We start from the raw sequence: 23,591 nt of genomic DNA on the forward strand, positions 1-23,591 counted from the left end.
GGAACCGGACCAGTCCCCCTGCCGAGCCCGATCAGGCCGGGGCCGCCTGGATCGAGACCAGCCCTCAGCCCGCCGGAGCGCGACGAGTCTCCAGCCCACCGGAGCCCGACCAGGCCCCAGTCAGCCAAGTCCCGACCAGGCCCCAGTCAGCCAAGTCCCGACCAGGCCCGCCCAGCCCGTCCCAACCAGCTCCCAACCCGCCGGAGCCCCGACCAGGCAGGCACGCCCGGGTCCAGACCAGGCCGGCACGCCCGGAAGCCGACCAGCCCCCACCTCGCCGGCCCTACGAGCCCCCCGCATCCCTCTAGGGCCCTCACCCCGCCGGAGCCCGACCAAGCCCCAGTTCGTCGTGTCCCGATCAGGCCCGGCCTGCCCATCCCGATCAGCCCCCACCTCGCCGGCCCCACCAGCGATCCCCTCTCAGGCCCCCACCCGCCGCAGCGTCAGCAAGCCCCCCGCATCCCCCCTCTCAGGCCCCCCATCCCGCCTGCTGTCCCCCCACCCGTTCCTCGGTGATCCTCTCCGCCCAGCCCGAGCGGCGGTACGCCGTTACCGGGTCGGGGTCCAGGCCCAGTTCCTCGCGGACCTCGGCCAGCAGCGGCCGTACATCCGTGTTGTACGCGTCCATCAGCACGGCGTTCGCGCCGAGCACGTCGCCCTCGCGCTGAGCCGCCGCCAGCGCCTCGCGGTCGACGAGGAGTGCCTTGGCCGTGGCCTCCTGGACGTTCATGACCGAGCGGATGATCGCCGGGATCTTCGCCTCGATGTTGTGACACTGGTCGAGCATGAAGGCGACCTCGGAGGTGAGCCCGTCGCCCCGGACGACCTCGTACATGATCCGGAAGAGCTGGAAGGGGTCGGCGGCGCCGACCATGAGGTCGTCGTCGGCGTAGAAGCGGGAGTTGAAGTCGAACCCGCCGAGCTTCCCCTCCCGCAGCAGGGTGGCGACGATGAACTCGATGTTGGTGCCGGGCGCGTGGTGCCCGGTGTCCACGACCACCTGGGCCTTGTCGCCGAGCTTGAGGCAGTGGGCGTAGGCCGTGCCCCAGTCCGGGACGTCGGTGGCGTAGAAGGCGGGCTCGAAGAACTTGTACTCCAGCAGCATGCGCTGCCCGTCCCCGAGCCGCTCGTACACCTCCGCCAGCGCCTCGGCGAGCCGGTCCTGCCGCTCCCGGATGTCGTCCTGGCCCGGGTAGTTCGTGCCGTCGGCGAACCACAGCTTCAGATCTCTGGAGCCGGTGGCGTCCATGATGTCGACGCACTCCAGCAGATGATCGACCGCCTTGCGCCGGACCGCCGGATCCGCGTGGCAGACGCTGCCGAGCCGGTAGTCGTCGTCCTGGAAGGTGTTGGAGTTGATCGCGCCGAGCCTCAGCCCGTGCTCCTCGGCGTACTTGGCCAGGGCGGCGTAGTCGTCGACCTTGTCCCACGGGATGTGCAGCGCGACGGTCGGGGCCACGCCGGTGAACTCGTGGACCTTCGCCGCGTCCTGCAGTTTCTCCCAGGGATCGCGCGGCACGCCGGGCTGGGCGAACACCTTGAACCGGGTGCCCGAGTTCCCGTACGCCCACGACGGCGTCTCGACGGCCTGGGTCTTGAGCGCGGCCTTCACCGCGACGAGGTCGGTCACTGCGGGGCTCCTGGTGATGTCGGTCGGGACGGTACGGCCGTATGAAACGATTCAGAACCGCAAGCTATGAGTCCTCCAGTGGGGTGTCAAGCGCTCTGACCGACCCTGTTGCCCGTGACTCCGTCGTGACCTTTGGCGATCGAAAGTTTTTCGATCCGGACCCATTGACGTGACATGGCTGTGGTGCCTACGGTCCCGGCAATCCAGTTGAAACCTTTCACGACCCCCGTGGAGGCCCCCAGCGGCCCTTCCGCCGGTGTCGTCGAGGAGCCTGACATGACCCACCCGCCTGACACGGGGCCGGCGCCGGTGCTGGCGCTGAAGGGCGTCTCCAAGTCCTTCGGCGCCGTACGCGCCCTCAGGGACGTCTCCCTGGAACTGCTGCCCGGCGAGGTGCACGCCCTTGCCGGCGAGAACGGCGCGGGCAAGTCGACCCTCATCAAGACCCTCGCCGGGGTGCACCGGCCGGACGCCGGCCAGGTGCTGCTCGACGGCGAGCCCGTCGTCTTCCACGGGCCCGGCGACGCCCGCGACGCCGGCATCGCCGTGATCTACCAGGAGCCCACGCTCTTCCCCGATCTGTCGATCGCCGAGAACATCTTCATGGGACGCCAGCCGCGGCGCGCGCTCGGCCGGATCGACCACAAGGCCACCCGCGCGGCCACGGCCGCCCTGATGAAACGCCTCGGCGTCGAACTCGACCCCGACCGCCCGGCCCGCGGCCTGTCCATCGCCGACCAGCAGATCGTGGAGATCGCCAAGGCGCTCTCCTTCGACGCCCGGGTCCTGATCATGGACGAGCCGACCGCCGCCCTCACCGGCAGCGAGGTCGCCCGGCTCTTCGGCGTCGTGCGCACCCTGCGCGAGCAGGGCGCCGCCGTGCTGTTCATCTCGCACCGGCTGGAGGAGATCTTCGAGATCTGCCGGCGGGTCACCACCCTGCGCGACGGCGCCTGGATCTCCAGTGAGCCGATCGACGGCATGACCGAGGACGACCTCGTACGGCGCATGGTCGGCCGCGACCTCGACGAGCTGTATCCCAAGCAGGCCGTCGAGCCCGGCGAAGTCGCCCTGAAGGTACGACGGTTGACCCGCGAGGGGGTCTTCACCGACGTGTCCTTCGAGGTGCGGCACGGCGAGATCGTCGGCCTTGCCGGGCTCGTCGGCGCGGGCCGTACCGAGGTCGCGCGGGCCGTCTTCGGCATCGACCGCTGGGATGCCGGCGAGGTCGAGGTGGAGGGACGCCGGCTCACCAACGGCGCCCCGTCCACCGCCATGGCGGCCGGGCTCGCCCTGGTCCCCGAGGACCGGCGCGCCCAGGGCCTGGTGATGGACATGTCCATCGAGCGCAACATCGGCCTGACCGGACTGCGCACGACCGTCCGGGCCGGGCTGGTGAACCGCCGTGCGGAACGCAGCCGGTCCCTCGACTGGGCCGTCAGGCTCCAGGTGAAGTACGCCCGGATCGCCGACGCCGTCTCCACCCTGTCCGGGGGCAACCAGCAGAAGGTCGTCCTCGCCAAGTGGCTCGCCACCGGCCCGCGCGTGCTGATCGTCGACGAGCCCACCCGCGGCATCGACGTCGGCACCAAGGCCGAGGTGCACCGGCTGCTGGGCGAGCTGGCCGCCGACGGCGTGGCCGTCCTGATGATCTCCTCCGACCTGCCCGAGATCCTCGGCATGGCCGACCGCGTGCTCGTCATGCACGAGGGCCGCCTCACCGCCGAGATCCCCCGCGACGAAGCCACCGAGGAAACCGTGATGGCCGCAGCCACCGGGAGGGCCGCCGCATGACGGTGACCACGCCCGACCGAGCCCCCGCCGCCGAGGTGCCCGAGTCCAGCGGCACCCGGCTCGTCGACCGCGTCTTCAAGATGCGCGAACTCGCCATTCTCGCCGTCTTCCTGGTGATGATCGTCGTCACCCAGCTGGGCAACAGCCAGTTCCTGTCCGAGCAGGGCGTCAAGGACCTGCTCCTGAACGCGACCATCCTGGTGCTGGTCGCCACCGGCCAGTCCCTGGTGGTGATCACGAGGAACGTCGACCTGTCCGTCGGCTCCACCCTCGGCATCTGCGCCTTCGCCGCCGGCGACTATCTGCACGGCGGCGGGAACGCGGTCGTGGCCCTCGGGCTGGCGGTGCTGCTGGGCATCGGATTCGGCCTGCTGAACGGCCTGCTCGTCAGCCTCGGCCAGGTGCCGGCCCTCGTGGTCACCCTGGGCACGCTCTACATCATTCGCGGCGTCGACTCCATCTGGGTCGGCTCCCGGCAGATCACCGCGGCCGACCTGCCGGGCGGCTTCGTGGACTTCGGCTCCGGCGGCGTCTCGGCGGTGCCGTGGCTGGCGCTGATCGCGCTCGCCGTGCTCGTCGCCACCGCCTACTACCTCAAGCACTTCGGCAGCGGGCGGGAGTTGTACGCCCTCGGCTCCAACCCCGAGGCGGCGCGGCTCGCCGGCATCCCGGTCCGCAAGCGGATCCTGGCCGCGTACACCTTTTGCGGCGGCCTCGCCGGGCTCGCCGGCGCGATGTATCTGGCCCGCTTCGGCAACGTCGACTCCGGCACCGGCAACGGGTACGAACTCACCGTCGTCAGTGCGGTCGTGGTGGGCGGTGTGGTCTTCACCGGCGGCTCCGGCAGCGTGTACGGGGCCGCGCTGGGCGCCCTGCTGCTCACCTCCGTCAACAGCGTGCTGCCCGCCCTCGGCGTCAGCTCCGTGTGGGTGCTCGCCATCAACGGCATCCTGCTCATCCTCGCCATCGCGGTCGACCGGATCGTCGCGCTGCGCGTGGCCTCCGCCCTGAAGAAGAGGAACGCCCGCCATGCCTGAGTCCCTGACGCGCGCGGTCCGCTGGGACACGGTCGTCGGCGCGCTCCTTCTCGTCCTGCTGCTGCTCTCCTTCGGCACCGTCGACGGCTTCGGCAACGCCCTCAACCTGTCCTTCCTGATCGGCAACACCCTGCCGATCGCCCTCATCGCCCTGCCGATGACCCTGCTGGTCGTCGCGGGCGAGATCGACCTGTCCGTCGCTTCCACGGCCGGCCTGTCCGGCGCGGTGATGGGCAAGCTGTGGAACGAGGGCATGGCCATCGAGACGATCATCCCGCTGTGCCTGCTGCTGGGCGTGGTGTGCGGGCTGGTCAACGGACTGCTCGTGACCCGCCTCGGGCTGCCCTCCCTCGCCGTCACCATCGGCACCCTCGCCGCCTACCGGGGCATCGCGCAGATCGTGCTCGGCTCGGACGCGGTGACCGACTTCCCCACGCAGTACCTCGACTTCGCGGCCGGACGCATCGGGAACACCTTCCTCCCGCAGGCCTTCGTGCCCTTCCTCGTCCTGCTCGCCGTCGCCGTCGTCGTCCTGCACGCCACGCCGTTCGGACGCTCGCTGTTCGCGATCGGCGCGAGCGAGGAGGCCGCGCGGTTCGCCGGGATCCGGGTCAAGCGGCACAAGCTGATCCTGTTCACGGTGACCGGGCTGATGGCGTCGCTCACCGGTGTCTACTGGGCGCTGCACTACGCCAGTGCGCGGTACGACAACGCCACCGGGCTCGAACTCTCCGTGGTCGCGGCGGTGCTGCTCGGCGGCATCGACTTCGACGGCGGCAAGGGCACGCTGGGCGGTGCGATCGCCGGGGTGTTCCTGCTCGGTGCGCTGCAGAACGTGATGAGCCTGCTCAACGTCTCCGCGCAGTCGCAGATCGTCGTCACCGGTGTGCTGCTCGTGATCTCCGTGCTCGGTCCCCGGGTCGCCCGGCAGATCGGTGTGGCCAGGGCGGCCCGCTCAGCCGGATAGGCCGTTCGCCGGCTGCGGGCCCGTACAGCCGTACGTCCGCACAGCCCCGCGCCCCTCTCGGTGCTTCTACCCCTCCTCCTCGCAAAGGACCGCGTTATGCGTAAGTCGTCCCTCCGCCGCACCTGTGCCGCCCTCGCGGCCGGCACCTCCCTCGCCCTCGCCCTCACCGCCTGCGGCGGCACCACCAAGAAGGACGTGGACAGCGGCGGCCCCGCGGCCGCGTCGACCGCGAAGGCCGACCCCAACGCCGCCACCAAGAAGGGCCTGACCGTCGGCTTCCTGCCCAAGCAGGTCAACAACCCGTACTTCACGACCGCAGACAAGGGCGGGCAGAAGGCGCTCGCCGAACTCGGCTCGACGTACAAGGAGGTCGGCCCCTCCAGCGCCACCGACACCGCCGGGCAGGTCAGTTACGTCAACACCCTCACCCAGCAGCAGGTGAACGCGATGGCCGTCTCCGCTCAGGATCCCGGCGCCCTGTGCACCGCGCTGAAGCAGGCCATGAGCAACGGCGTCAAGGTCGTCACCTACGACTCCGACACCAAGGCCGACTGCCGCAACGCCTTCGTCTCGCAGGCGTCCGCCGAGGACCTCGGCCGTACCGAGGTGCAGCTGCTCGCCCAGCAGATCGGCTACAAGGGCGAGATCGCCGTCCTGTCCGCGGCCCAGACCGCCACGAACCAGAACACCTGGATCGGGTACATGAGGGACGAGCTGAAGGACCCCAAGTACAAGAACGTCAAGCTGGTCAAGATCGCGTACGGCAACGACGACGCCCAGCAGTCCTTCCAGCAGACCCAGGGCCTGCTCCAGCAGTACCCGAACCTGAAGGGGATCATCTCCCCGACCACCGTCGGCATCAAGGCCGCCGCCCAGTACCTGTCGGGCTCCAAGTACAAGGGCAAGGTCAGGCTGACCGGCCTCGGCACGCCCAACGACATGCGCAAGTACGTCAAGAACGGCACCGTCGAGGCCTTCGAGCTGTGGGACCCGGCGAAGCTCGGCGACCTCGCCGCCCGCACGGCGGTCGCGCTGGCGTCGGGGCAGATCAGCGGCAAGGAGGGCGAGACCTTCAAGGCCGGCGGGACGACGTACACCATCGGCAAGGACGGCGTGATCAGCCTCGGCAAGCCGACCGTGTTCGACGCGAAGAACATCGACCAGTTCAACTTCTAGGCGTACAGGGGTCGTTGATGCAGCGCGTGTGCTTCCTGCTGAAGGTCAGGGCGGACCGGCTCGACGAGTACCGCGAGCGGCACGCCGCCGTCTGGCCGGAGATGCTCGACGCCCTGAAGGCGGCCGGCTGGCGCAACTACTCGCTGTTCCTGCGCGAGGACGGCCTGCTGGTCGGCTATCTGGAGACGGACGACTTCGCCGCCGCCCGGGCCGCGATGGAGGCAACCGAGGTCAACGCCCGCTGGCAGGCGGAGATGGCGCCGTTCTTCGAGTCGCTGGACGGCGCCCGGCCCGACGAGGCCATGAAACCGCTCACGGAGGTGTTCCACCTGTCATGACCGCCGCCGTCAGCGGGCGCGCGGCCCCCGGGATCACCCGGCTCGGCCGCACCCTCCTCGACGCCCGGGCCCTGTACTTCGTGTCGTACGACGGCCTGGTCAACACCAACTCCTTCCAGAAGAACGGCCTGTTCACCCACCGGGGCCGGCAGTACGCGGCCTGGTACGCGGCCGACCGCCGTGCGACCGTCGCCCGCCGCGGCCCCGGTGCGGACCAGTGGCGGACCGTGACGCTCGGCCACCGCCTCAAGAGCGACGACTCCCACAACGTGATCTCGATGGGCGTCTCCCGCGCCGACGGCCGGCTGCACATCGTCATGGACGCGCACAGCGACGGCTTCTTCTACGTGAAGTCCGTCGCCGGACTCCTCGACACGGACCAGCCGTGGACTCCGGCCGCGTTCGGGCCCGTGCGCACCACACTCGACGGACTCGCGCTCACCCCCGAGTTCACCTATCCGCAGTTCGTCTCCACCCCGGAGGGCGGGCTCCAGCTCGGCTACCGGGCCGGGATCTCCGGTGACGGCCGCAACGCCCTCGCCGAGTACGACGGTTCGGCGTGGACGGCACTGGGGGAGTGGACCAGTTCCGAGGGCGTCTACTCCAGTCCGCACGGGTCCAGCACCGCCCGCAACATGTACCTGCACGGCATCGACTACGACGTCCACGGCCGGCTGCACGCCTTCTTCACCTGGCGCGAGCGGAACGCCTCCGTGCTGCGCGGTACCGGGGGACTGACCAACCACGACACCGGTTACGTCCGCTCCGACGACCGCGGCCGGACCTGGCGCAACGACGCCGGCGAGGTCGTGGGCGCGACCGGCGGCCCGCAGAAGGTCGCCGTGGACGGTCCCGGACTGGTGGTGGACCCGCTCGGTCCCGACCACTGCCTGATGAACCAGGAGAGCCAGGCGACCGACTCGGCCGGCCGGCCGCACGCGATCATCAGCCACGTACCCGGCCGCCTCGGAGAACGCACCGCGGACTACGTCGCCGACCGCACCGCCCACGGGTGCGCCTACCACCTCCACAAGGACGCCTGCGGCGCCTGGCGGAAGACCGAGATCCCCGTCCCGCTCCACTCCAGCCAGCGCACCGGGCTCGTCCTGGACCGCTACGACAACGCCTACGCCGTCCTGCCGTTCGGCCGGGTCGCCGCCGCCTCCCAGGCCTCCGGGTACACCGACTGGACGCTGCTGTACGACGGCGGCGACCTGAACGCCTTCGGCGAAGTGGTGATCGACGGGACGCGGGCGCGTGCGCACAATGTCCTGTCCTTCATGTACCAGGAGAAGTCCGCCGGCACCACGCCGTCCCCCCTCCACGTGGCCGACTTCGCGCTGCCGTCATGACGGTAATGTGAAGGTCGTCCCGCCGCCCCTCGTCCCCCTGGAGGTCTTCGCCCGATGGCCCAGTCGGTGGGTATCAAGGATGTCGCCCGTGCCGCCGGAGTGTCGGTGGGCACGGTGTCGAACGTCATCAACCGCCCGGACACCGTCGCCAGTGAGACCCGGGCGCGGGTGCTGTCGGCGATCGACCGGCTCGGCTACGTCCGCAGCGAGTCCGCACGGCAGTTGCGCGCGGGCCGCAGCCGGATCATGGGTCTGCTCGTGCTCGACATGGGCAACCCGTTCTTCGTGGACGTGGCGCGCGGCGCGGAGCGGGCGGCCCGCGACGCGGGGCTCGGCGTGATGGTGTGCAACAGTGCCCAGAACGCGGGCGAGGAGGCCGAGTACCTGTCCCTCTTCGCCGAGCAGCGAGTGCGGGGGGTGCTGCTGACCCCGGCCGACGCCACCGGCCGGAACATCAAGGCGTTCCGCCGGCACGGCATCCCGTTCGTACTCGTCGACCGGGTCGCCGAGGGCGCCACCGAGTGCTCGGTGTCCGTGGACGACGTGGCCGGCGGCGCGCTCGCGGTCCGTCATCTGGTGGACGCCGGACATCGGTCCATCGCCTACGTCAGCGGACCGCCCGGCCTGAACCAGGTCCGCGACCGGCGCACCGGCGCGCTGAACGCCCTCGCCGAGGCCGGGCTCGGCCCCGACGCGCTGCGCGAGCTGCCCACCGAACGCCTCGACGTGGCCGCCGGCCGCGACGCCGGCGCCCGGCTGCTCGGCCTCGCCGACCGCCCCACCGCCGTGTTCTGCGCCAACGACCTCCTCGCCCTCGGCGTCCTGCAGGCCGTGTACGCGGCGGGCGTCGCCGTCCCCGACGACCTGGCGATCGTCGGCTACGACGACATCGAGTTCGCGGCGGCGGCCGCCGTACCGCTGACCTCGGTGCGGCAGCCCGCCGTCACCATGGGCGCCCTCGCCGCCGAACTGCTGCTGGAGGAGACCGAAGAGGGCGAGGGCGCGGGGGCGCACGAGCACCGCCGGGTGGTGCTCCAGCCGGAGCTGGTGGTGCGCCGCTCCAGCCTCGGCGCCCGCTGACCCGGCGTGCGGCGGGAACCGGCGATCCGGGTCTCCGCCCGCGCCCGGTGATGTGCTGAACTGGCTCCCGTCCGTACCGTCCGTGCCGTCCGTCCCGGGAGCCCCGTTGAGCCTCAGCTACCGCCAGCCCGGCGTCGTCCTCACCGACCGCCGTTTCTCCGTGCCGCTGGACCACGCCCAGCCGGACGGCGAGACGATCGAGCTGTACGCCCGGGAAGTGGTCGCGAGCGACAAGGCCGGACGGGAACTGCCGTGGCTGCTGTACCTCCAGGGCGGTCCGGGCTTCGGGGCGAATCGTTTCGTCGGACGTCAGTCCTGGCTCGACCGGGCCCTGAAGGACTACCGGGTGCTGCTGCTCGACCAGCGCGGCACCGGCAGTTCCACGCCCGCCACCCGGCAGACGCTGCCGCTGCGCGGCGGCCCCGCCGAGCAGGCCGACTACCTCACCCGCTTCCGCGCCGACTCCATCGTCCGGGACTGCGAGGCCGTCCGCCGCCAGGTCACCGGCGGCGCCCCCTGGACCGTGCTCGGCCAGAGCTTCGGCGGTTTCTGCGCGGTGTCGTACCTCTCCCTGGCCCCCGAGGGCCTGGACACCGCCGTCATCACCGGAGGCCTGCCCTCCCTGCACGCCCACGCCGACGACGTCTACCGCGCGGCCTATCCGCGCGTCGAACGCAAGGTCATCGCGCACTACGCCCGCTATCCCCAGGACGTAGAGCGGGCCCGCCGGATCGCCGACCACCTCCTCACCCACGAGGTGACCCTCCCCAACGGCTACCGGTTCACCGTCGAGGCGTTCCAGTCCCTCGGCCTGATGCTCGGCACGGGCGACGGCAGCCACCGGCTGCACCACCTGCTCGAGGACGCCTTCGTACGCACACCGGCCGGCCCGGAGCTGTCCGACGCCTTCCAGGAGCAGGCCCAGTCCCTGCTGTCGTACGCCTCCCACCCCCTGTACGCCCTGGTCCACGAGGCGATCTACGGCCAGGACGGCCGGCCCACCGCGTGGTCCGCGGAGCGGATCCGCACCGAGTTCCCGCAGTTCGACGCGGCCAAGGCCCTCGCGGGCGACGCACCGGTGCTGTTCACCGGCGAGACCGTCCACCCCTGGATGTTCGACGCCGACCCGGCCCTGCGGCCCCTGCGCGAGACCGCCGACCTGCTCGCCGCCCGCACCGACTGGACCCCCCTGTACGACCCCGCCCGCCTCGCCGCCAACGAGGTCCCGGTCGTGGCCGCCGTCTACCACGACGACATGTACGTCGACACCGCCCACTCTCTCGAGACCGCCCGCGCCATCCGAGGCCTGCGCACCTGGGTCACGAACGAGTACGAACACGACGGCCTGCGCACAGGCGCCCCACGGGTACTGGACCGCCTGCTGGCGATGGCCCGCGACGAGATGTGAAGCGGGGGCGAGTGCAGCGCCGCTGAAGCGGCACGGGGAACCACGCGCCCGGCCGGCCACCGGACGAGGGCGGACGCAAGACGCCCCAACCCGCCGGGAGACAGCGCCGGTCCCGCCCGGCCGACCGCAGGTCGGCGGACGAGGGCGGAAGCAAGACGCCTGGCCCGCCGGCAGGCGCCGCCGGCCGGCCGCCGGGCGGTGGACGGGGGCGGACGCAAAGGCGCCCCGGCCCACCCGCAGGCCGCCCAGGCCGCGCGCGGCAGCCGGCTGAACGGCGGACGAGGGGGACGCGAAGGCACCCTGGCCCGCCCGGAGGCTGCGCCCGGCCCGCCGGCAGGCGCCGCCGGCTGGCCGCCGGGCGGTGGACGGGGGCGGACGCAAAGGCGCCCTGGCCCACCCGCAGGCCGCACCGGCCCATGCCCAAGTCGCGCCCGGCAGCCGGCTGAACGGCGGACGGGGGAGACGCGAAGGCAACCCCGGCCCGCTCGCAGACCGCGCCCGGCAGCCGCCGGCCGGCGGACGAGGGCAGATGCAAAGGCGCCCCGGCCGCGCCCCCAGGCCGCGCCCGACCGCCCCATTCCTCGCCCGACCAGCCCCCAGACCGCGCCTGGCGGTGCCCCAGGCCACGCCCGGCAGCCGGTCAGCCGCCGGACGAGGGCGGACGCGAAGGCACCCGGGCCCGCTCCCAGGCCGCGCCCGGCAGCCGCCGGCCGGCGGACGAGGGCAGACGCAAAGGCGCCCCGGCTGCGCCCGACCGCCCCAGGCCGCACCCGACCAGCCCCCAGACCGCGCCTGCGGCTGCCCCCCGGGGCCGCGCCCCGCCCTCCCGGCGGAGCGCATAGTCTGCGGCGCATGACCGAGCCCGATATCTCTCGACTCCGGCCCATGCCCGAGGACTGGCAGCGCGCCCTGGCTGTGGTGGCGCATCCCGATGACCTGGAGTACGGCTGCTCCGCGGCCATCGCGGCCTGGACCGACGCCGGCCGTGAGGTCGTCTATGTGCTGGCGACCCGCGGCGAGGCCGGCATCGACAGCCTCGACCCCGCCACCTGCGGCCCGTTGCGTGAGCGCGAGCAGCGGGCCGGTGCGGCCGTCGTCGGCGTCAGTGCCGTGGAGTTCCTCGACCACCCGGACGGCGTGGTCGAGTACGGCCCAGCGCTGCGCCGGGACATCGCCGCCGCCGTCCGCAGGCACCGGCCCGAACTCGTCGTCACCCTCAACCACCGCGACACCTGGGGCGACTTCGCGTGGAACACCCCGGACCACGTGGCCGTCGGCCGGGCCACCCTGGACGCCGTCGCGGACGCCGGGAACCGGTGGATCTTCCCGGAGCTCCGCGAGCAGGGGCTGGAGCCCTGGGACGGGGTCCGCTGGGTGGCGATCGCCGGTTCCAGCCGGCCCACCCACGCGGTCGACGCCAGGCCGGGCCTGGAGCGGGCGGTGCGCTCGCTGCTCGAACACCGCACCTATATCGAGGCGTTGACCGACCAGGACCCCGAGGCCTACGCCCGCGACTTCCTGACCGCGCGGACGACAGCCACCGCCGAGCGCTTCGGCGGCACTCCGGCGGTGGCGTTCGAGGTGTTCGGCCGCTGACTCCTACTGGCCCGGCTTGCACACCTGGGTGACGGCCTGCCTCTCGCCCTGCGGTGTGTACGTGATGCTCTTGCCGTCCGTGTTGAAGCGCAGCCGCACCGAGCCGTCGTCGTAGGCCCCGCCGGGCGACAGGATCTGCTGCACGAAATGACCGGTGCCGGAGACGACGACGGCGCGTCCCTCGGAGATCAGCACATAGGTGTTGTCGACGCCGGTGGAGCAGGACGGGAGGCTCGCACTGGACGGCGGCACGGCTTCGCCGACCTTGAAGGACGGGGACGGCGACGGGCTCGCGGCGGCCGTGGACGGCACGGCGCCGGCCAGGATCTGGACGGCGAGCGCGGCACCGCTCAGCGCGGCGGCAAGGGCGAGCTGGGGCGTGCTGGGCATGAACGACTCCTTTGCCGGTCGGTTCGAGCATCGCTCCTCACACACGAGGGAAGGCCTTCCGGCACCGGTCGGCGATCGCGCGTAGGCCGGTCGGGTGAACCCGGGCACGTCCGGCGGCCCTCGACCGTGCACCGGTGGCGGTCGCGCGGTCGGTGGGCGACCATGTGCCGCACGCCCGGCCCCCCCCGAGCGGCGGGAGCGGCCCGGACCGTAGGGCCCAGTAGGCTGGCCCGCATGCCAGATCCGATAGCCGGCCTTCCGGAGCTGCGCGGGGACTGCGCGCGCTGCTTCGGGCTGTGCTGTGTCGCCCTGCCCTTCGCCGCCTCCGCGGACTTCGCGCTGAACAAGCCCGCCGGGAAGCCGTGTCCCAGTCTCCAGGACGACCACCGCTGCGGCATCCACGCCGACCTGCTGACGAAGGGGTTCACCGGCTGCACGGTCTACGACTGCTTCGGCGCCGGACAGAAGGTCTCGCAGCTCACCTTCGGCGGCCGGGACTGGCGTACCGGCAGCAAGGACCACGCCCGGCGGATGTTCGACGTCTTCCCGGTCGTACGGCAGCTGCACGAACTGCTGTGGTACCTGACCGAGGCGCTCGCCCTGTCCGCCGCCCGCCCGGTCCGCCCCGAGCTGCGCCAGGCGCTGGAGGAGACCGAGCGGCTGACCCGGCAGCCCCCCGGGGCCCTGGCGGCGCTGGACGTGGCCGCGCACCGGCAGCGGGTCAACGTGCTGCTGCTGCGGACCAGCGAGCTGGCCCGGGCCGGCACCGGCGGCGGAAAGGGCGGCAAGAAGAACAACGGCAAGGGGAAGGACCGCCGGGGCGCCGATCTCATCGGGGCCCGGCTGCGCGGCGCCGATCTGCGCGGGGCGAGCCTGCGCGGCGCCTACCTGATCGCCGCCGACCTCACCGGCGCCGACCTGCGCGACGCGGACATGATCGGCGCGGATCTGCGGGACGCCGACCTGAGCGACGCGGACCTCACCGGCGCCTTCTTCCTCACCCAGCCGCAGATCAACGCGGCGCGCGGGAACGCCGGTACCCGGCTGCCCGAGTCAGTCACCCGGCCGGTGCACTGGACAGCGGCCGGCTGACACCGACTGCTCCGCCGCGACGGCCACCGTGGGTGAGGGACAGGAGAGGGCATCCTCCGCGGGCTCTCGCGCAGCCGCGTCCACGGCCTCGTCCCGCGCCGCCTCGGGGCGCTTGCGCCGCTCCAGTGCCAGCCGCAGCCCGTCCGGCATCACCGTCAGCCGCTCGGTGACGCTCAGCCGGTACGCGGGGTCGCCGATCAGGGCGTAGCGGCGCAGCAGCAGGCCGAGGACCAGGGTCGCCTCGTGCAGGGCGAACTGGCGGCCGATGCACGCCCGCGCGCCGGTGCCGAACGGCTTGAAGGTGTGCGGGGGCCTGGCCCGTACCGCCTTCGCGTCGAAGCGGTCCGGGTCGAAGCGCTCGGCGTCCTCGCCCCAGACCTCCGGGTCGCGGTGCAGCATGGGCGTCAGGACCAGGGCCCACGCGCCCCGGCGCATCGGGTGGTCGCCGGCCAGTACGGTGTCCCGCAGGGCCTCGCGGGCGAAGGCCGGGGCGGTCGGCCACAGGCGCAGCGACTCGTCCAGCACCCGGCGGACGTAGCGCAGCTTGGCCACCTGCTCGTAGCCGGGCTGTGCCGCGTCGCCCCAGACGCGGTCCACCTCGGCCCGGGCCCGGGCGGCGATCTCGGGGTGCCGGGCGAGGTAGTACAGGGCGAAGGAGAGGGCGCCCGAGGTGGTCTCGTGGCCCGCGACCAGGAACGTGATCACCTGCTTGCGGACGTTCTCCGCCGACAGCCTCTCGCCGGTCTCCGGGTGGGCCGTCTCCAGCATGCGGTCCAGCAGGTCGCCGTCCCCGCGGCCCGTGCGCCGCCGCACCGCGACCAGTTCGTCGACCGTCCTGTTCAGGTGGGCCATGTCGGCCGCGTTGCGGCGGGCGGCGGTGCGCAGCAGCAGCGGGGCCAGCGGCGCGGGCACGCTGTTCAGGCGCTGGGCGTAGGTGAGCGTGCCGACCATCGCGGTGACGAAGGGGTGCGGCCGGTCCCGCTCGAAGGAGCCGAAGTCGTGCCCGAACCCGGTCCGCGCGATCGTCTCCAGGGTCAGCTTGGTCATGTCCCCGGGCACGTCCACCGTGCGCCCGGCCGCCGCCTCGCGGTCCCAGTGGTCGGTCAGCCGGCCGGCGACCGACAGCATCATGCCGTGGTAGCCCTCCATGGCCTCGCGGCTGAAGCCCGGCGCCAGGACGTCGTGGGCCAGCTGCCAGTTGGGCTCGTGGTTGTAGGCGGTGAACAGTCCGTCCCCGGCGACCGGCCGCAGGTTGGCCACGCCCAGACCCACGTGCTTGGCGAACCGGGACTCGTCGGCCAGGTCCGCGACCAGCCGCGCGCCCCACACGAACACGAACTCCTTGCCGAAGGCCCGCCGCCGGAAGAGAGGCCCCAGCTCCCGCGCGAACCGCATGGAGTCCTGCAGCGGCGTGCGCCGGTCGACGCCGAGGACATCGCCGAGCAGCGGCAGCCGGCGCGGCGGGTGCGGGATGCGGTGCAGCTCGGGCCAGCCCTGCTCGGCGCTCCGGAAGCCCTTCGGCAGTCCGGTGTCCGTCGTTTCCGCCATGACGCCGATCTCCCTTGATCCAACCGTGGTCCAACGGACATGTTGTACGTGGGTTCAATAGCCGGTCCCAGTGTCGACCGCTTGTTGAACCCGCGTCAAGTAGAGTGGCGCCATGCCCGCGAACCAGGGGGAACGCGCCCGGCGCCGACTCAGCACCGAGGAGCGCCGTGAGCAGTTGCTGTCGGTCGGCGCGAGGCTGTTCTCCGAGAGCCCGTACGACGACGTCTGGATCGAGCAGGTCGCCGAGATCGCCGGGGTCTCCCGCGGGCTGCTGTACCACTACTTCCCGACCAAGCGGGACTTCTTCGCGGCGGTCGTCGAGCGCGAGAGCGAGCGGATGCTGCGCATGACGGCGGCGGTGCCCGGCGTGCCGGTGCGCGAGCAGCTCACCGCCGGCCTGGACACCTACCTCGGTTACGTCCAGGCGCACGCCCACGGCTTCCGCGCCTTCCACCGCGCCGACGCGGCCGGCGACCAGGCCGTGCGCCGGGTCTACCAGCGGGCGCTGGCTGCCCAGGAGCAGCAGATACTCGCCGCGCTGGCCGCCGACCCGGAGTTCGGGCCCGCGTTCGAGAACGCCCCGCACGTCCGCCTGGCCGTGCGCGGCTGGCTCGCCTTCACCACCGCCGTGTGCCTGGAGTGGCTGCGCGACGGCGAGTTGACGCGCGAGCAGGTGCGCGACCTGTGCGCGCGGGCACTGCTGGGCGTCATCGCCTGACCGTCCGTCCGGCTCCTTGCGCCGGGGGCGTGGTTGGCGTGCGCCCCGATCTCCGATAAGTTAGGCAAGCCTTACCTAAGGAGGTCTCGGATGGGTGACACGCAGGACTGGACCGCCGCACCCGGCGCGGCGGAACGGGCACGGTCGGTGCTGGCCACGGCCTGGTCGTGCGCGGTGACCGCGGACGGCGCCCGGGAGGAGTACGTCGGCGCCCACACCGTGGCCGACGACGGCGCCGTGCGCCTGGCGGTGCCCGACGACAGCGCCCTGACGGCCGCCGCCCTCTGCGCCCCGCGCCAGGAACCCCCCGCCGTGCTGGAGTTCGCGGACGTGGCGCCCGTACCGGTACGGGAGCGGATCCGGGCCCGGCTGTATCTGTCCGGCCGGATCACCCCGGACCGCGGCGGCTTCCTGTTCCGGCCCGCGCGGGTGGTGCTCAGGCGGTCCGGCGGGGCCGTCGTCGTCGGCCTCGACGAGTACGCCGCCGCCCGGCCCGACCCCCTCGCCGGGGCCGAGGCCCGGCTCCTCACCCACCTCGCCGACGCCCACCCGGACGCCGTGGAACGGCTGACCCGCCTGATCCGCCCGGAGAGCCTGCACGCCGCGACCCGCGTGCGGCCCCTCGCCGTCGACCGGCACGGACTCACCCTGCGCATCGAACGCACCCGCGCCCACGGCGACGTACGGCTGCCCTTCCACACGCCCGCCGACGACGTCGCCCAGCTCACCGAACGCGTGCACGCCCTGCTCGCCCGGGCGAGCGCCGCCGCCTGCCCCCGCGCGCTACAGCGGCAGCGCGCAGACGGCGACGGGTGACGCGAACGGCTCGCCGGCCGACCGGAGTTCACCGCTGGCCGGGTCCACGTGGAAGACGGTGACCGTGCCCGAGCGCTGGTTCGCCGCGAACAGCAGCCCGCCGTCCGGCGAGAGAGCGATCTGCCGCGGGAAGTCCCCGCCCACCGGCACCGTGCCGAGCAGTCGCAGCCGGGCGCCGCCGGCCTCGACGGCGTACCGCGCGAGGCTGTTGTGACCCCGGTTCGCCAGGAACGCGTACCCGCCGTCGGCCGTCACCACGAACTGCGCCGGGTAGTTGGCGCCGCCGCCGGAGCCGGTGGACTGCGGCTCACCGATCGTCAGCCGGCCGCTGCCCGGGTCGTAGGCGCACACGGCCACCGTGTCGTCCACCTCGTTGGCCAGGTAGGCGTACCGGCCACCCGGATGGAAGGTCAGATGGCGCGGTCCAGCGCCCGGCCGGGCGTGCGCCCGCGCCACCTCCGTCAGCGTGCCCCGCGCCGGGTCCAGGCGGTAGCTGTAGACGGTGTCGGTGCCGAGGTCGACCGCGAGGACATGGCCGCCGTCCGGGCTGGTGACGAACTGGTGCGCGTGGGGCCCCTGCTGGCCGGGGCCCGGCGGTGGGCTGGTGTGCGTGACGAGGGCGGTGCGTTCGCCGGGGGCGCCCGAGGCGTCGAGGGGGTGCACGGCGACGCTGCCCGAGCCGTAGTTGGCGCTCAGCAGCCAGCGCCCGGAGGGATGCACCGACAGATGGCACGGGCCGGCGCCGCCCGTGCTCCGGGTGCCCAGAATCCGCCGGTCGGCCAGGCGTACGGCCGTCACCGCGCCGTCCGCACGCTCGTCCACCGCGTACAGCGTGCGGCCGTCCGGGTGCACGGCCAGATACGACGGGTCGGGGACGCCGGTGAGGGCGCCGGAGCCGGTGATCCGGCCGGTCGCCGGGTCGTAGGAGGCCAGCGCGATGCCGGCGCCGCCGCCGTCGGCCGAGGTGTAGGTGCCGACGTACAGCGGACGCGGACCGGACGGCCTGCCGCGCGAGGGAGCGGGCCCGGGCTCGTCCGCCGAGGCCGGGGCGCCGGACGGCGGGGCCGCCGGGGAGGGCACCGCCACGACGGCCGCCGCGCCCGCCAGGACCCCGGCGAACCGGCGCCGGCTCCAGCGTCCCCGCACCGGCTCGTCGTCCGTGTCCATGCAGCACCTCAGGTCGTCGGTCGCCCCCCGCGTGACAGCCACCTTGGCCTCTGCGGGCCCCGGCGGGCAAGTACGGCAGCCGGCGCCGCACGCCCTACCACTCGCCGTCCTCCACCGGCTTGCCGGGCGCGTCCTTCAGCGGGGTCACCTGGCCGGGGGACGGCGCCTGCCACGGGTCCAGGTCGTCGCCGAGCCACTCGCCGACCGGCTTGACCGCCCCCAGGGCGTCCGTGGGGGCCAGATCCTCGGCATCGGCGTCGTAGTAGTCGTACCAGGGCAGTCCCGCGCGCGTGTACGCCGCCCGGTCCACCGGCGACGGCGGGGGCGCCTCGCCGGTGATGCGCCGCCACTGCGGCGGCGTGACCAGATGCACGAACACGCGCCCGGCTGGCTCCTCGGACCAGTCCGTCAGCGGCCGGTCGTCCCGGTACACCTCCTGGCGCATCGAGCCGCCGACGCCCAGCCCCATGGCGGCAGCAGCCCGGGGCGCCCCGCCCGGCGCCGGGGGAGGCGGCATCGCTCCGGGCGCGGCCGCCGCCATCGGCATCGGCGCGCCGTACCCGCCCGCCGGAGGAGAGGGCAGGGCCCTGCGCCGGGCCTGCTCCCGCTCCCGCTCGCGGCGCCGCCACTCGGTCAGAAGCGGCTCCCGCAGCGGGAACGCCTGCAGCTGCACCCCGCCCCACACCTCCTCGCCGGTGACCTGCCCCTCGACCGTCGCGCCGAGGCCCAGCGGGACGGCGACGAACTGGCGGACCGTCCCCTTGCCGGAGTTGATGCCGTCCAGCCAGGGCTGGCGGGGGAGCACCAGGTAGTTCTGCGGGTCCCGGGCCAAGTGGCCGCTCCAGGGCCGGCCGGACACCGCGCACACCTTGCCGACGCCGACCTGGAGCGCCGCCGGCTCCCGCGTGCCGGCAAAGCTCAGCCACATCGCCTCGCGCAGGTACACCGGCAGCATCACCCCACCGCGCGCCCGCCACTCGGCCGGCACCGTGCCGGGGTGATCCTGGACCCGGCGGACGGGGAACTCGCCCAGCCCGGGCGGCAGCGGATGCGTGCCCGTCTCCGGCAGCCGCAGCGTGCGGACGAACCGCACCGCCACCCCGCCCGGCAACCGCAGCGTGTTCCCGTCGATCCGCACCCCGGAACCGGTCATCCGGCCGCCCCCCTCGTGTCCGCGCCGAGCCCGCCCGGCGTCCTGTCACCAGAAACGTTCGCCGAACCCCACCCGGTTCCGCCACAGCTCGTCCTGCACGCCGATCCGCTCGCGCAGCCGGGACATCCGCGGCAGCTTCGTCCGCTGTTCCCGCGAGACCCGGTCCAGCTCCTCCAGCAGGCGGCGGGTGCGGTGCTCGGTGTTCAGCTCGTCGATGATCCGGGTGGTCTCGGTCAGCACGGCCCCGTACAGCTGCCAGTGCGCCGGGTCCTTGCCGATCTCCTCCCGGAGCAGCTCGGCCAGCCGGTCCCGGGTGCCGGCCGCCGTGTGCAGCTCGGCGGACAGCCGGGCCTCCGCCGACTCGGCGTTCTCGCTCAGATGGGTCGTGACCAGGACCGCGAAGCTGACCACCGCGTCGGCGATCTCCGACAGCAGCTGCTCCACGGTGGCGCCCACCCGGGGCGGGAACAGCTCTTCGGCGCCGCGGGCCTTCGCGAGGTCGGTGAAGGTGCGGGCCAGCACCCGCAGGACCACCGTGCAGATCTCCAGCGTGTCCAGGCCGGTGCGCAGCACCACCCGGTGCAGCAGCCCCTCCTTGACCCGCGGATTGAGCCGCAGACTGTCCTCGGCCTGCCGCAGCGACGCGTCCACCTGGGTGATGTGGTGGTCCAGCCGGCGGGCCTCGTGCAACCGCTCGGCCGCCCGCTCCCAGGAGATCCGGCCGGCCGCCTCCTCGCCCATCCGCAGCATCAACTGCCGCACCCGGCGCGCCTGGTCCTCGATCGACCGGCCCGCCTTGTCCACCCACACCGGGGGCGGCAGCAGCAGATTGCAGGCCGTCCCGACGACCGCGCCGATCAGCGTCTCCACGATGCGCGCCCAGGCGGTGAACCCGACGGTGGTGACCCCGAGCACCAGCATGGCGCTGATCGCCACCTCGGCGACGTACTCGTCGACGCGGACCAGGTGTCCCACGGCCAGCGCGGCCACGATCAGCAGCGCGAGGCTCCACCAGGTCAGCCCCACCAGCACGCTGAAGGCGATCGCGACCAGCACCCCCGCCACCACCGAGTTCACCCGGCGGATGCCGTTGGTGAGCGTGGCGTAGAAGGTCACCTGGACCACCAGCAGCGCGGTCAGCGGCGCGGTCAGCGGGGCCGGCTCGGGGCTGAGCCGCAGCGCGACGACATAGGCGATCGTCGCCGCCGTCGCCGAGCGCAGCGTCTGGACGACCACCGGCTCCCGGCGGCGCTGCAGCAGGCCCAGCAGTCCCGTGGTCCACTTCCGTACGTCGTGCATCCCTTGGCCTGTTCCCCTTCCTCGTGCGAGTCGAACGTGCGCCGATCGCGGACCGAAACTGTCCGCAAGTGTTCCTACAGTGATCTCAGTGGGGGACGGACCGCCACGTCACAAGACCAGGAGGAGCCGGTATGGGGAACATCGACGGAGTCGAGGTGCTCCTGAAGGCGCACGCCCATCTGCGCGAGGTCGTCGCCGCAGTGCCGGAGAACGCCTGGGGCGGGCCGACGCCGTGCTCCGAGTGGACCGTACGGCAGGTGCTCAACCACGCGCGGATCGACCAGCAGGCGTACGGCCTCGCGCTCGGCGCGGACCGGCCCGGCGAGGACCCGTTCAGCCCGGCCGACGCCCTGCACGGCGACCCGGTGACCGAACTGGAGAAGGTCCTCGACGCCGTCGCCGGCGCGTACGCGCGGCTGCCCGGCGACGCCGAGTCCGTGCCGACGCCGCTTGGCCCGCTGCCCCTGCCGCTCGCCGCCGGAGCGGCCGCGCTGGACGCCGCCGTGCACGGCTGGGACATCGCCGTCGCCACCCATCAGATTCGGCCACTCGCACCGGCCCTGGCGGCGGCCCTGCGGCCGGCCGCAGACCACCTGGTGCCGCGCCTGCGCGCGTACAGCGTCTTCGCCCCCGCCCGCACACCCGCCGACCCACGGGACGAGACGGCGGCCCTCCTCGCCTTCCTCGGCCGCGACCCGGAGTGGGCACCGCCGGCGTCGTGACTGCGAGGGCCCGGCCGCGGCGTACGGCTCGCGGGTGTGCCGTCAGGCGTACAGCTTGTCGATGAACGCGGACAGGTTGCCCGTCGTGCGGGCGATCTGCTCCGCCGTCGTCAGGCTCTCCTCGAACCGGGTGCCGGACTCCGGCACCTTCTTGCCCCGCACGTACAGCGAGCACGCGAGATCGGTGCACATGTACACGCCGACCGAGTTGCCCTCACGGCCCGCCGGCCCCGCCTTGCGCGCGGTCATCAGCGTCACGCCGCCGCCGGGATGCGTGGTCAGGCACAGCGAGCACATGCTGCGGTGCAGGAATCCGCGCTGCGACGTCTGGAAGCGCAGGGCGACGCCGACGAGCCGGCCGTCCCGTTCGGTGACCAGATAGCCGCGGTCGGGCGCCCCCGGATCCCGCCAGCCGAGGAAGTCCAGGTCGTCCCACGGGCGTTCGCCGAGGTCCCGGGGCACGGCCAGCCGCTTGGCCTCCCCCTTGGAGCAGTTGATAAAGCAGTTGCGGATGTCCTGCTCGGTGAGCGATCTCATGAGGGGAGCCCTTTACGGATTCGATGCCGCGAACCTTGGCCCAGGGGATCCATGGTCCAGAACCTAATGGTCCTAGGTTCGCGGCTAGCCTAGGTAGCCAGGGGGAGGTCGGCCAATGGATTTCCGGCACGCGCTGCCGCCGCGCGCCCGACGCGCGCTGCACCACGTCGCCACGCGGGTGTGCGGCCCGCCGCTCGACCCCGCGCTGCGCATCACCCTGAACTTCCATCCCGACCGGGTCTCCGGCGGACTGCCCATCCTCGAGGCGCTGGCCCGGGACGGCGCGTACCACTCGCAGTACGTCACCGGCACCAGCAACGGCGGCCTCACCGCGCACCCCGGCGGCGACCGGACCCGCTGGGAGAGCCGGATCTTCGGCGGCGTCTACGACGACGCGCCGCCGGCCGAGCGCCCGCTGTACGGCGCGCTGGACTTCCGCCGCCAGGTCGTCGGCGCGGCCCCGCGCTTCGGCTCCTCGCACCTCAGACTCACCGGAGCGGTCCTGGACCGGGCCACGTTCTGCTACCCGGACAGCGCGGCCGAGCCCACCGACTTCGGCGTGTCCTCCGCGATGCCGCTGATCGCGCTGGCGGAGGCCGACGAGCAGGACCCGCTCAACGACTACATCGAGAGCCATGTGCACGGCGGCGTCCTGCTCGCCCGCGACGCGGAGGCGCTGGTCCTGGATGCCGGCTACCGGGGCACCCCCGTGGAGGCGGCGGCCCGGCACCTGCCCGTCCCGCTGGAGTGGCACCCCGGCTACCGGCTCACCGTCACGGAGCTGCGCCGCCACGCCGACTACCGGGGCCCCGAGTACGCCGACCTCGGCGCGCTGATCGCCGACCGCGGCCTGCTCACCCCGCGCGCCATCGGCGACGCCGCCCGCACCGGCCGCCACGACCTCCAGGACCTGAAGATGGTCTGGCACACCCTGGCCCGCTTCGGCGCCCCGGAGGGCGCGGGGACGGCGCACCGGGCCACGGTGGGCGCGGGCGAGGAGTTGCGGGCGGCCGGGGAGGGCGCGGGCGCGGTGTAACGGGCGTGACCTCTCTCACCCCGGCTCCGCCGTCCTCGCCTCCGGGGGCCACACCCCCGGGCTGAGGACGCCCAACGCGTAGGCGCGGGCGATCAGTTCGGTGCGGGTGGCGGTGTTCCAGCGGGCGGACAGGCGTCGTAGGTGGTAGGTGACGCCGTCCTTGCTGAGGCCCAGTTCGCGGGCGGCGCCGGCCGTGGTGGCGCCGCCCGCCAGCAGGGCCAGCACCCGGCCCTCGACCGGCGTGACCCGGGCCGGCTCCGGGGCGGGCGGCGCGCACTCGCCCCGTACCCGCAGCATGACCAGCAGGGCCGGTGTCGCCTCCACGCTGTCGCTGACCGGGTCCGCCGTCAGCTCGCCGTACCGCTCGGCGCCGCCGGACACCCGCCAGCGCACCGACACCTGGTAGCGCGAGCGGTGCCGCAGGCGCAGCGCCTCGGCGATCCGCTCGACCTGCCCGGCCTCCTGCGGGCGGAACAACTCCAGCACGTCCTGGCCGCGCAGCCGTCCCGGCGTCCTACCGCACTCCGCCGCCATCGCGGGATTGGCCAGCAGCACCCGGCCGTACACATCGCACACCGCGACCGGCACCGACACCCGGTCGAAGAGCATCAGTGCCCGGTTGCGCCACACGACCCCGTCGGTCCGCCCCAGGTCCATGACCACCTCCCGCAGGGCCGCACCACTCCCTCATCCAAGACGAACGTCCAGGTCAGCGGCAAATCGGCCGAGGCCCCG

General features: G+C 73.2%; 22 protein-coding genes. 14 read left to right on the forward strand and 8 right to left on the reverse strand.

Features of this window, described 5'->3' with window-relative positions; all coding sequences use genetic code 11:
• Positions 1-469: 469 nt before the first annotated feature.
• Positions 470-1,630, reverse strand: a complete 1,161-nt coding sequence (gene rhaI, locus AB0950_RS26945) for an L-rhamnose isomerase (RefSeq protein ID WP_360574455.1) — start codon at positions 1,628-1,630, stop codon at positions 470-472.
• Positions 1,631-1,906: 276 nt separating this feature from the next.
• Between rhaI and AB0950_RS26950 the strand changes: the two genes are divergently transcribed.
• From AB0950_RS26950 to AB0950_RS26990, 9 genes are all read left to right on the forward strand, one after another.
• Positions 1,907-3,424: a sugar ABC transporter ATP-binding protein gene (locus tag AB0950_RS26950; protein ID WP_360574457.1), complete on the forward strand. Its 1,518-nt coding sequence runs from the start codon at positions 1,907-1,909 to the stop codon at positions 3,422-3,424.
• Positions 3,421-4,461, forward strand: a complete 1,041-nt coding sequence (locus AB0950_RS26955) for an ABC transporter permease (RefSeq protein WP_360159827.1) — start codon at positions 3,421-3,423, stop codon at positions 4,459-4,461. Before AB0950_RS26950 ends, AB0950_RS26955 begins: the two co-directional genes overlap by 4 nt.
• A complete protein-coding gene (locus AB0950_RS26960) occupies positions 4,454-5,428 on the forward strand; it encodes an ABC transporter permease (RefSeq protein ID WP_360159828.1) in 975 nt (324 codons plus the stop codon). Before AB0950_RS26955 ends, AB0950_RS26960 begins: the two co-directional genes overlap by 8 nt.
• A 96-nt stretch (positions 5,429-5,524) precedes the next feature.
• Positions 5,525-6,604 carry a rhamnose ABC transporter substrate-binding protein gene (gene rhaS, locus AB0950_RS26965; protein ID WP_360574461.1) on the forward strand — a complete coding sequence of 360 codons (1,080 nt, stop codon included), beginning with the start codon at positions 5,525-5,527 and terminating at the stop codon, positions 6,602-6,604.
• Between the two features lie 17 nt (positions 6,605-6,621).
• Entirely contained in the window at positions 6,622-6,942 is a 321-nt protein-coding gene (locus AB0950_RS26970; RefSeq protein ID WP_360159830.1) for an L-rhamnose mutarotase, read from the forward strand.
• Positions 6,939-8,294, forward strand: a complete 1,356-nt coding sequence (locus tag AB0950_RS26975; protein WP_366779585.1) for a BNR repeat-containing protein — start codon at positions 6,939-6,941, stop codon at positions 8,292-8,294. The genes AB0950_RS26970 and AB0950_RS26975 overlap by 4 nt, the downstream gene beginning before the upstream one ends.
• 54 nt (positions 8,295-8,348) lie before the next feature.
• On the forward strand, positions 8,349-9,374 hold the full coding sequence (locus tag AB0950_RS26980) for a LacI family DNA-binding transcriptional regulator (RefSeq protein WP_366779586.1): 1,026 nt from the start codon (positions 8,349-8,351) through the stop codon (positions 9,372-9,374).
• 106 nt (positions 9,375-9,480) lie between these two features.
• Entirely contained in the window at positions 9,481-10,782 is a 1,302-nt protein-coding gene (locus AB0950_RS26985) for an alpha/beta fold hydrolase (RefSeq protein ID WP_360159833.1), read from the forward strand.
• 852 nt (positions 10,783-11,634) lie between these two features.
• On the forward strand, positions 11,635-12,378 hold the full coding sequence (locus AB0950_RS26990; RefSeq protein ID WP_360148906.1) for a PIG-L deacetylase family protein: 744 nt from the start codon (positions 11,635-11,637) through the stop codon (positions 12,376-12,378).
• 3 nt (positions 12,379-12,381) lie between these two features.
• Here the strand turns inward: AB0950_RS26990 and AB0950_RS26995 are convergent, their stop codons facing one another.
• Entirely contained in the window at positions 12,382-12,768 is a 387-nt protein-coding gene (locus tag AB0950_RS26995; RefSeq protein WP_360148903.1) for a hypothetical protein, read from the reverse strand.
• A gap of 234 nt (positions 12,769-13,002) precedes the next feature.
• On the opposite strand from AB0950_RS26995, the gene AB0950_RS27000 reads away from it, so the two are divergent.
• Entirely contained in the window at positions 13,003-13,860 is an 858-nt protein-coding gene (locus AB0950_RS27000) for a pentapeptide repeat-containing protein (RefSeq protein WP_360148900.1), read from the forward strand.
• Here AB0950_RS27000 and AB0950_RS27005 read toward each other — a convergent pair.
• Positions 13,822-15,408, reverse strand: a complete 1,587-nt coding sequence (locus AB0950_RS27005; RefSeq protein WP_366779587.1) for a cytochrome P450 — start codon at positions 15,406-15,408, stop codon at positions 13,822-13,824. The genes AB0950_RS27000 and AB0950_RS27005 overlap by 39 nt on opposite strands.
• Positions 15,409-15,520: 112 nt before the next feature.
• Here AB0950_RS27005 and AB0950_RS27010 point away from each other — a divergent pair, with 112 nt between their 5' ends.
• Positions 15,521-16,126 (forward strand): TetR/AcrR family transcriptional regulator, encoded by a 606-nt coding sequence (locus tag AB0950_RS27010; protein WP_361989447.1) that lies wholly within the window; start codon positions 15,521-15,523, stop codon positions 16,124-16,126.
• 90 nt (positions 16,127-16,216) lie between these two features.
• Positions 16,217-16,942: a DUF2470 domain-containing protein gene (locus AB0950_RS27015; protein WP_360148891.1), complete on the forward strand. Its 726-nt coding sequence runs from the start codon at positions 16,217-16,219 to the stop codon at positions 16,940-16,942.
• Here AB0950_RS27015 and AB0950_RS27020 read toward each other — a convergent pair.
• The 3 genes from AB0950_RS27020 to AB0950_RS27030 form a co-directional block, all read right to left on the reverse strand.
• Positions 16,910-18,109: a lactonase family protein gene (locus tag AB0950_RS27020; RefSeq protein WP_360574473.1), complete on the reverse strand. Its 1,200-nt coding sequence runs from the start codon at positions 18,107-18,109 to the stop codon at positions 16,910-16,912. The genes AB0950_RS27015 and AB0950_RS27020 overlap by 33 nt on opposite strands.
• Positions 18,110-18,203: 94 nt before the next feature.
• Positions 18,204-19,262: a hypothetical protein gene (locus AB0950_RS27025; RefSeq protein ID WP_366779588.1), complete on the reverse strand. Its 1,059-nt coding sequence runs from the start codon at positions 19,260-19,262 to the stop codon at positions 18,204-18,206.
• A gap of 45 nt (positions 19,263-19,307) precedes the next feature.
• The gene (locus AB0950_RS27030) at positions 19,308-20,561 is read right to left on the reverse strand and encodes an aromatic acid exporter family protein (protein WP_360148882.1); all 1,254 of its coding nucleotides are present in this window, start codon (positions 20,559-20,561) and stop codon (positions 19,308-19,310) included.
• Between the two features lie 131 nt (positions 20,562-20,692).
• Here AB0950_RS27030 and AB0950_RS27035 point away from each other — a divergent pair, with 131 nt between their 5' ends.
• Positions 20,693-21,283, forward strand: a complete 591-nt coding sequence (locus tag AB0950_RS27035) for a TIGR03086 family metal-binding protein (protein ID WP_366779589.1) — start codon at positions 20,693-20,695, stop codon at positions 21,281-21,283.
• 42 nt (positions 21,284-21,325) lie between these two features.
• Here the strand turns inward: AB0950_RS27035 and AB0950_RS27040 are convergent, their stop codons facing one another.
• Positions 21,326-21,820 (reverse strand): FBP domain-containing protein, encoded by a 495-nt coding sequence (locus tag AB0950_RS27040; RefSeq protein ID WP_366779590.1) that lies wholly within the window; start codon positions 21,818-21,820, stop codon positions 21,326-21,328.
• Between the two features lie 115 nt (positions 21,821-21,935).
• On the opposite strand from AB0950_RS27040, the gene AB0950_RS27045 reads away from it, so the two are divergent.
• Complete coding sequence (locus AB0950_RS27045) at positions 21,936-22,856, forward strand: DUF3626 domain-containing protein (protein WP_360148873.1); 921 nt, start codon at positions 21,936-21,938, stop codon at positions 22,854-22,856.
• A 15-nt stretch (positions 22,857-22,871) separates the two neighbouring features.
• Here AB0950_RS27045 and AB0950_RS27050 read toward each other — a convergent pair whose 3' ends face one another.
• Positions 22,872-23,513, reverse strand: coding sequence for a PAS domain-containing protein (locus AB0950_RS27050; protein WP_360148870.1), 642 nt, complete (start codon positions 23,511-23,513; stop codon positions 22,872-22,874).
• Positions 23,514-23,591 lie beyond the last annotated feature (78 nt).

It is taken from the genome of Streptomyces sp. NPDC007189 (assembly GCF_040703635.1).
Taxonomy (GTDB): domain Bacteria; phylum Actinomycetota; class Actinomycetes; order Streptomycetales; family Streptomycetaceae; genus Streptomyces.

What these genes read in the sequence shown, in the direction of transcription:
- AB0950_RS26950 (WP_360574457.1), top strand. Translation starts at nt 1,907, where the DNA reads ATGACCCACCCGCCTGACACGGGGCCGGCGCCGGTGCTGGCGCTGAAG.
- AB0950_RS26955 (WP_360159827.1), top strand. Translation starts at nt 3,421, where the DNA reads ATGACGGTGACCACGCCCGACCGAGCCCCCGCCGCCGAGGTGCCCGAG.
- AB0950_RS26960 (WP_360159828.1), top strand. Translation starts at nt 4,454, where the DNA reads ATGCCTGAGTCCCTGACGCGCGCGGTCCGCTGGGACACGGTCGTCGGC.
- rhaS (WP_360574461.1), top strand. Translation starts at nt 5,525, where the DNA reads ATGCGTAAGTCGTCCCTCCGCCGCACCTGTGCCGCCCTCGCGGCCGGC.
- AB0950_RS26970 (WP_360159830.1), top strand. Translation starts at nt 6,622, where the DNA reads ATGCAGCGCGTGTGCTTCCTGCTGAAGGTCAGGGCGGACCGGCTCGAC.
- AB0950_RS26975 (WP_366779585.1), top strand. Translation starts at nt 6,939, where the DNA reads ATGACCGCCGCCGTCAGCGGGCGCGCGGCCCCCGGGATCACCCGGCTC.
- AB0950_RS26980 (WP_366779586.1), top strand. Translation starts at nt 8,349, where the DNA reads ATGGCCCAGTCGGTGGGTATCAAGGATGTCGCCCGTGCCGCCGGAGTG.
- AB0950_RS26990 (WP_360148906.1), top strand. Translation starts at nt 11,635, where the DNA reads ATGACCGAGCCCGATATCTCTCGACTCCGGCCCATGCCCGAGGACTGG.
- AB0950_RS26995 (WP_360148903.1), bottom strand. Translation starts at nt 12,768, where the DNA reads ATGCCCAGCACGCCCCAGCTCGCCCTTGCCGCCGCGCTGAGCGGTGCC.
- AB0950_RS27000 (WP_360148900.1), top strand. Translation starts at nt 13,003, where the DNA reads ATGCCAGATCCGATAGCCGGCCTTCCGGAGCTGCGCGGGGACTGCGCG.
- AB0950_RS27005 (WP_366779587.1), bottom strand. Translation starts at nt 15,408, where the DNA reads ATGGCGGAAACGACGGACACCGGACTGCCGAAGGGCTTCCGGAGCGCC.
- AB0950_RS27010 (WP_361989447.1), top strand. Translation starts at nt 15,521, where the DNA reads ATGCCCGCGAACCAGGGGGAACGCGCCCGGCGCCGACTCAGCACCGAG.
- AB0950_RS27015 (WP_360148891.1), top strand. Translation starts at nt 16,217, where the DNA reads ATGGGTGACACGCAGGACTGGACCGCCGCACCCGGCGCGGCGGAACGG.
- AB0950_RS27020 (WP_360574473.1), bottom strand. Translation starts at nt 18,109, where the DNA reads ATGGACACGGACGACGAGCCGGTGCGGGGACGCTGGAGCCGGCGCCGG.
- AB0950_RS27025 (WP_366779588.1), bottom strand. Translation starts at nt 19,262, where the DNA reads ATGACCGGTTCCGGGGTGCGGATCGACGGGAACACGCTGCGGTTGCCG.
- AB0950_RS27030 (WP_360148882.1), bottom strand. Translation starts at nt 20,561, where the DNA reads ATGCACGACGTACGGAAGTGGACCACGGGACTGCTGGGCCTGCTGCAG.
- AB0950_RS27035 (WP_366779589.1), top strand. Translation starts at nt 20,693, where the DNA reads ATGGGGAACATCGACGGAGTCGAGGTGCTCCTGAAGGCGCACGCCCAT.
- AB0950_RS27040 (WP_366779590.1), bottom strand. Translation starts at nt 21,820, where the DNA reads ATGAGATCGCTCACCGAGCAGGACATCCGCAACTGCTTTATCAACTGC.
- AB0950_RS27045 (WP_360148873.1), top strand. Translation starts at nt 21,936, where the DNA reads ATGGATTTCCGGCACGCGCTGCCGCCGCGCGCCCGACGCGCGCTGCAC.
- AB0950_RS27050 (WP_360148870.1), bottom strand. Translation starts at nt 23,513, where the DNA reads ATGGACCTGGGGCGGACCGACGGGGTCGTGTGGCGCAACCGGGCACTG.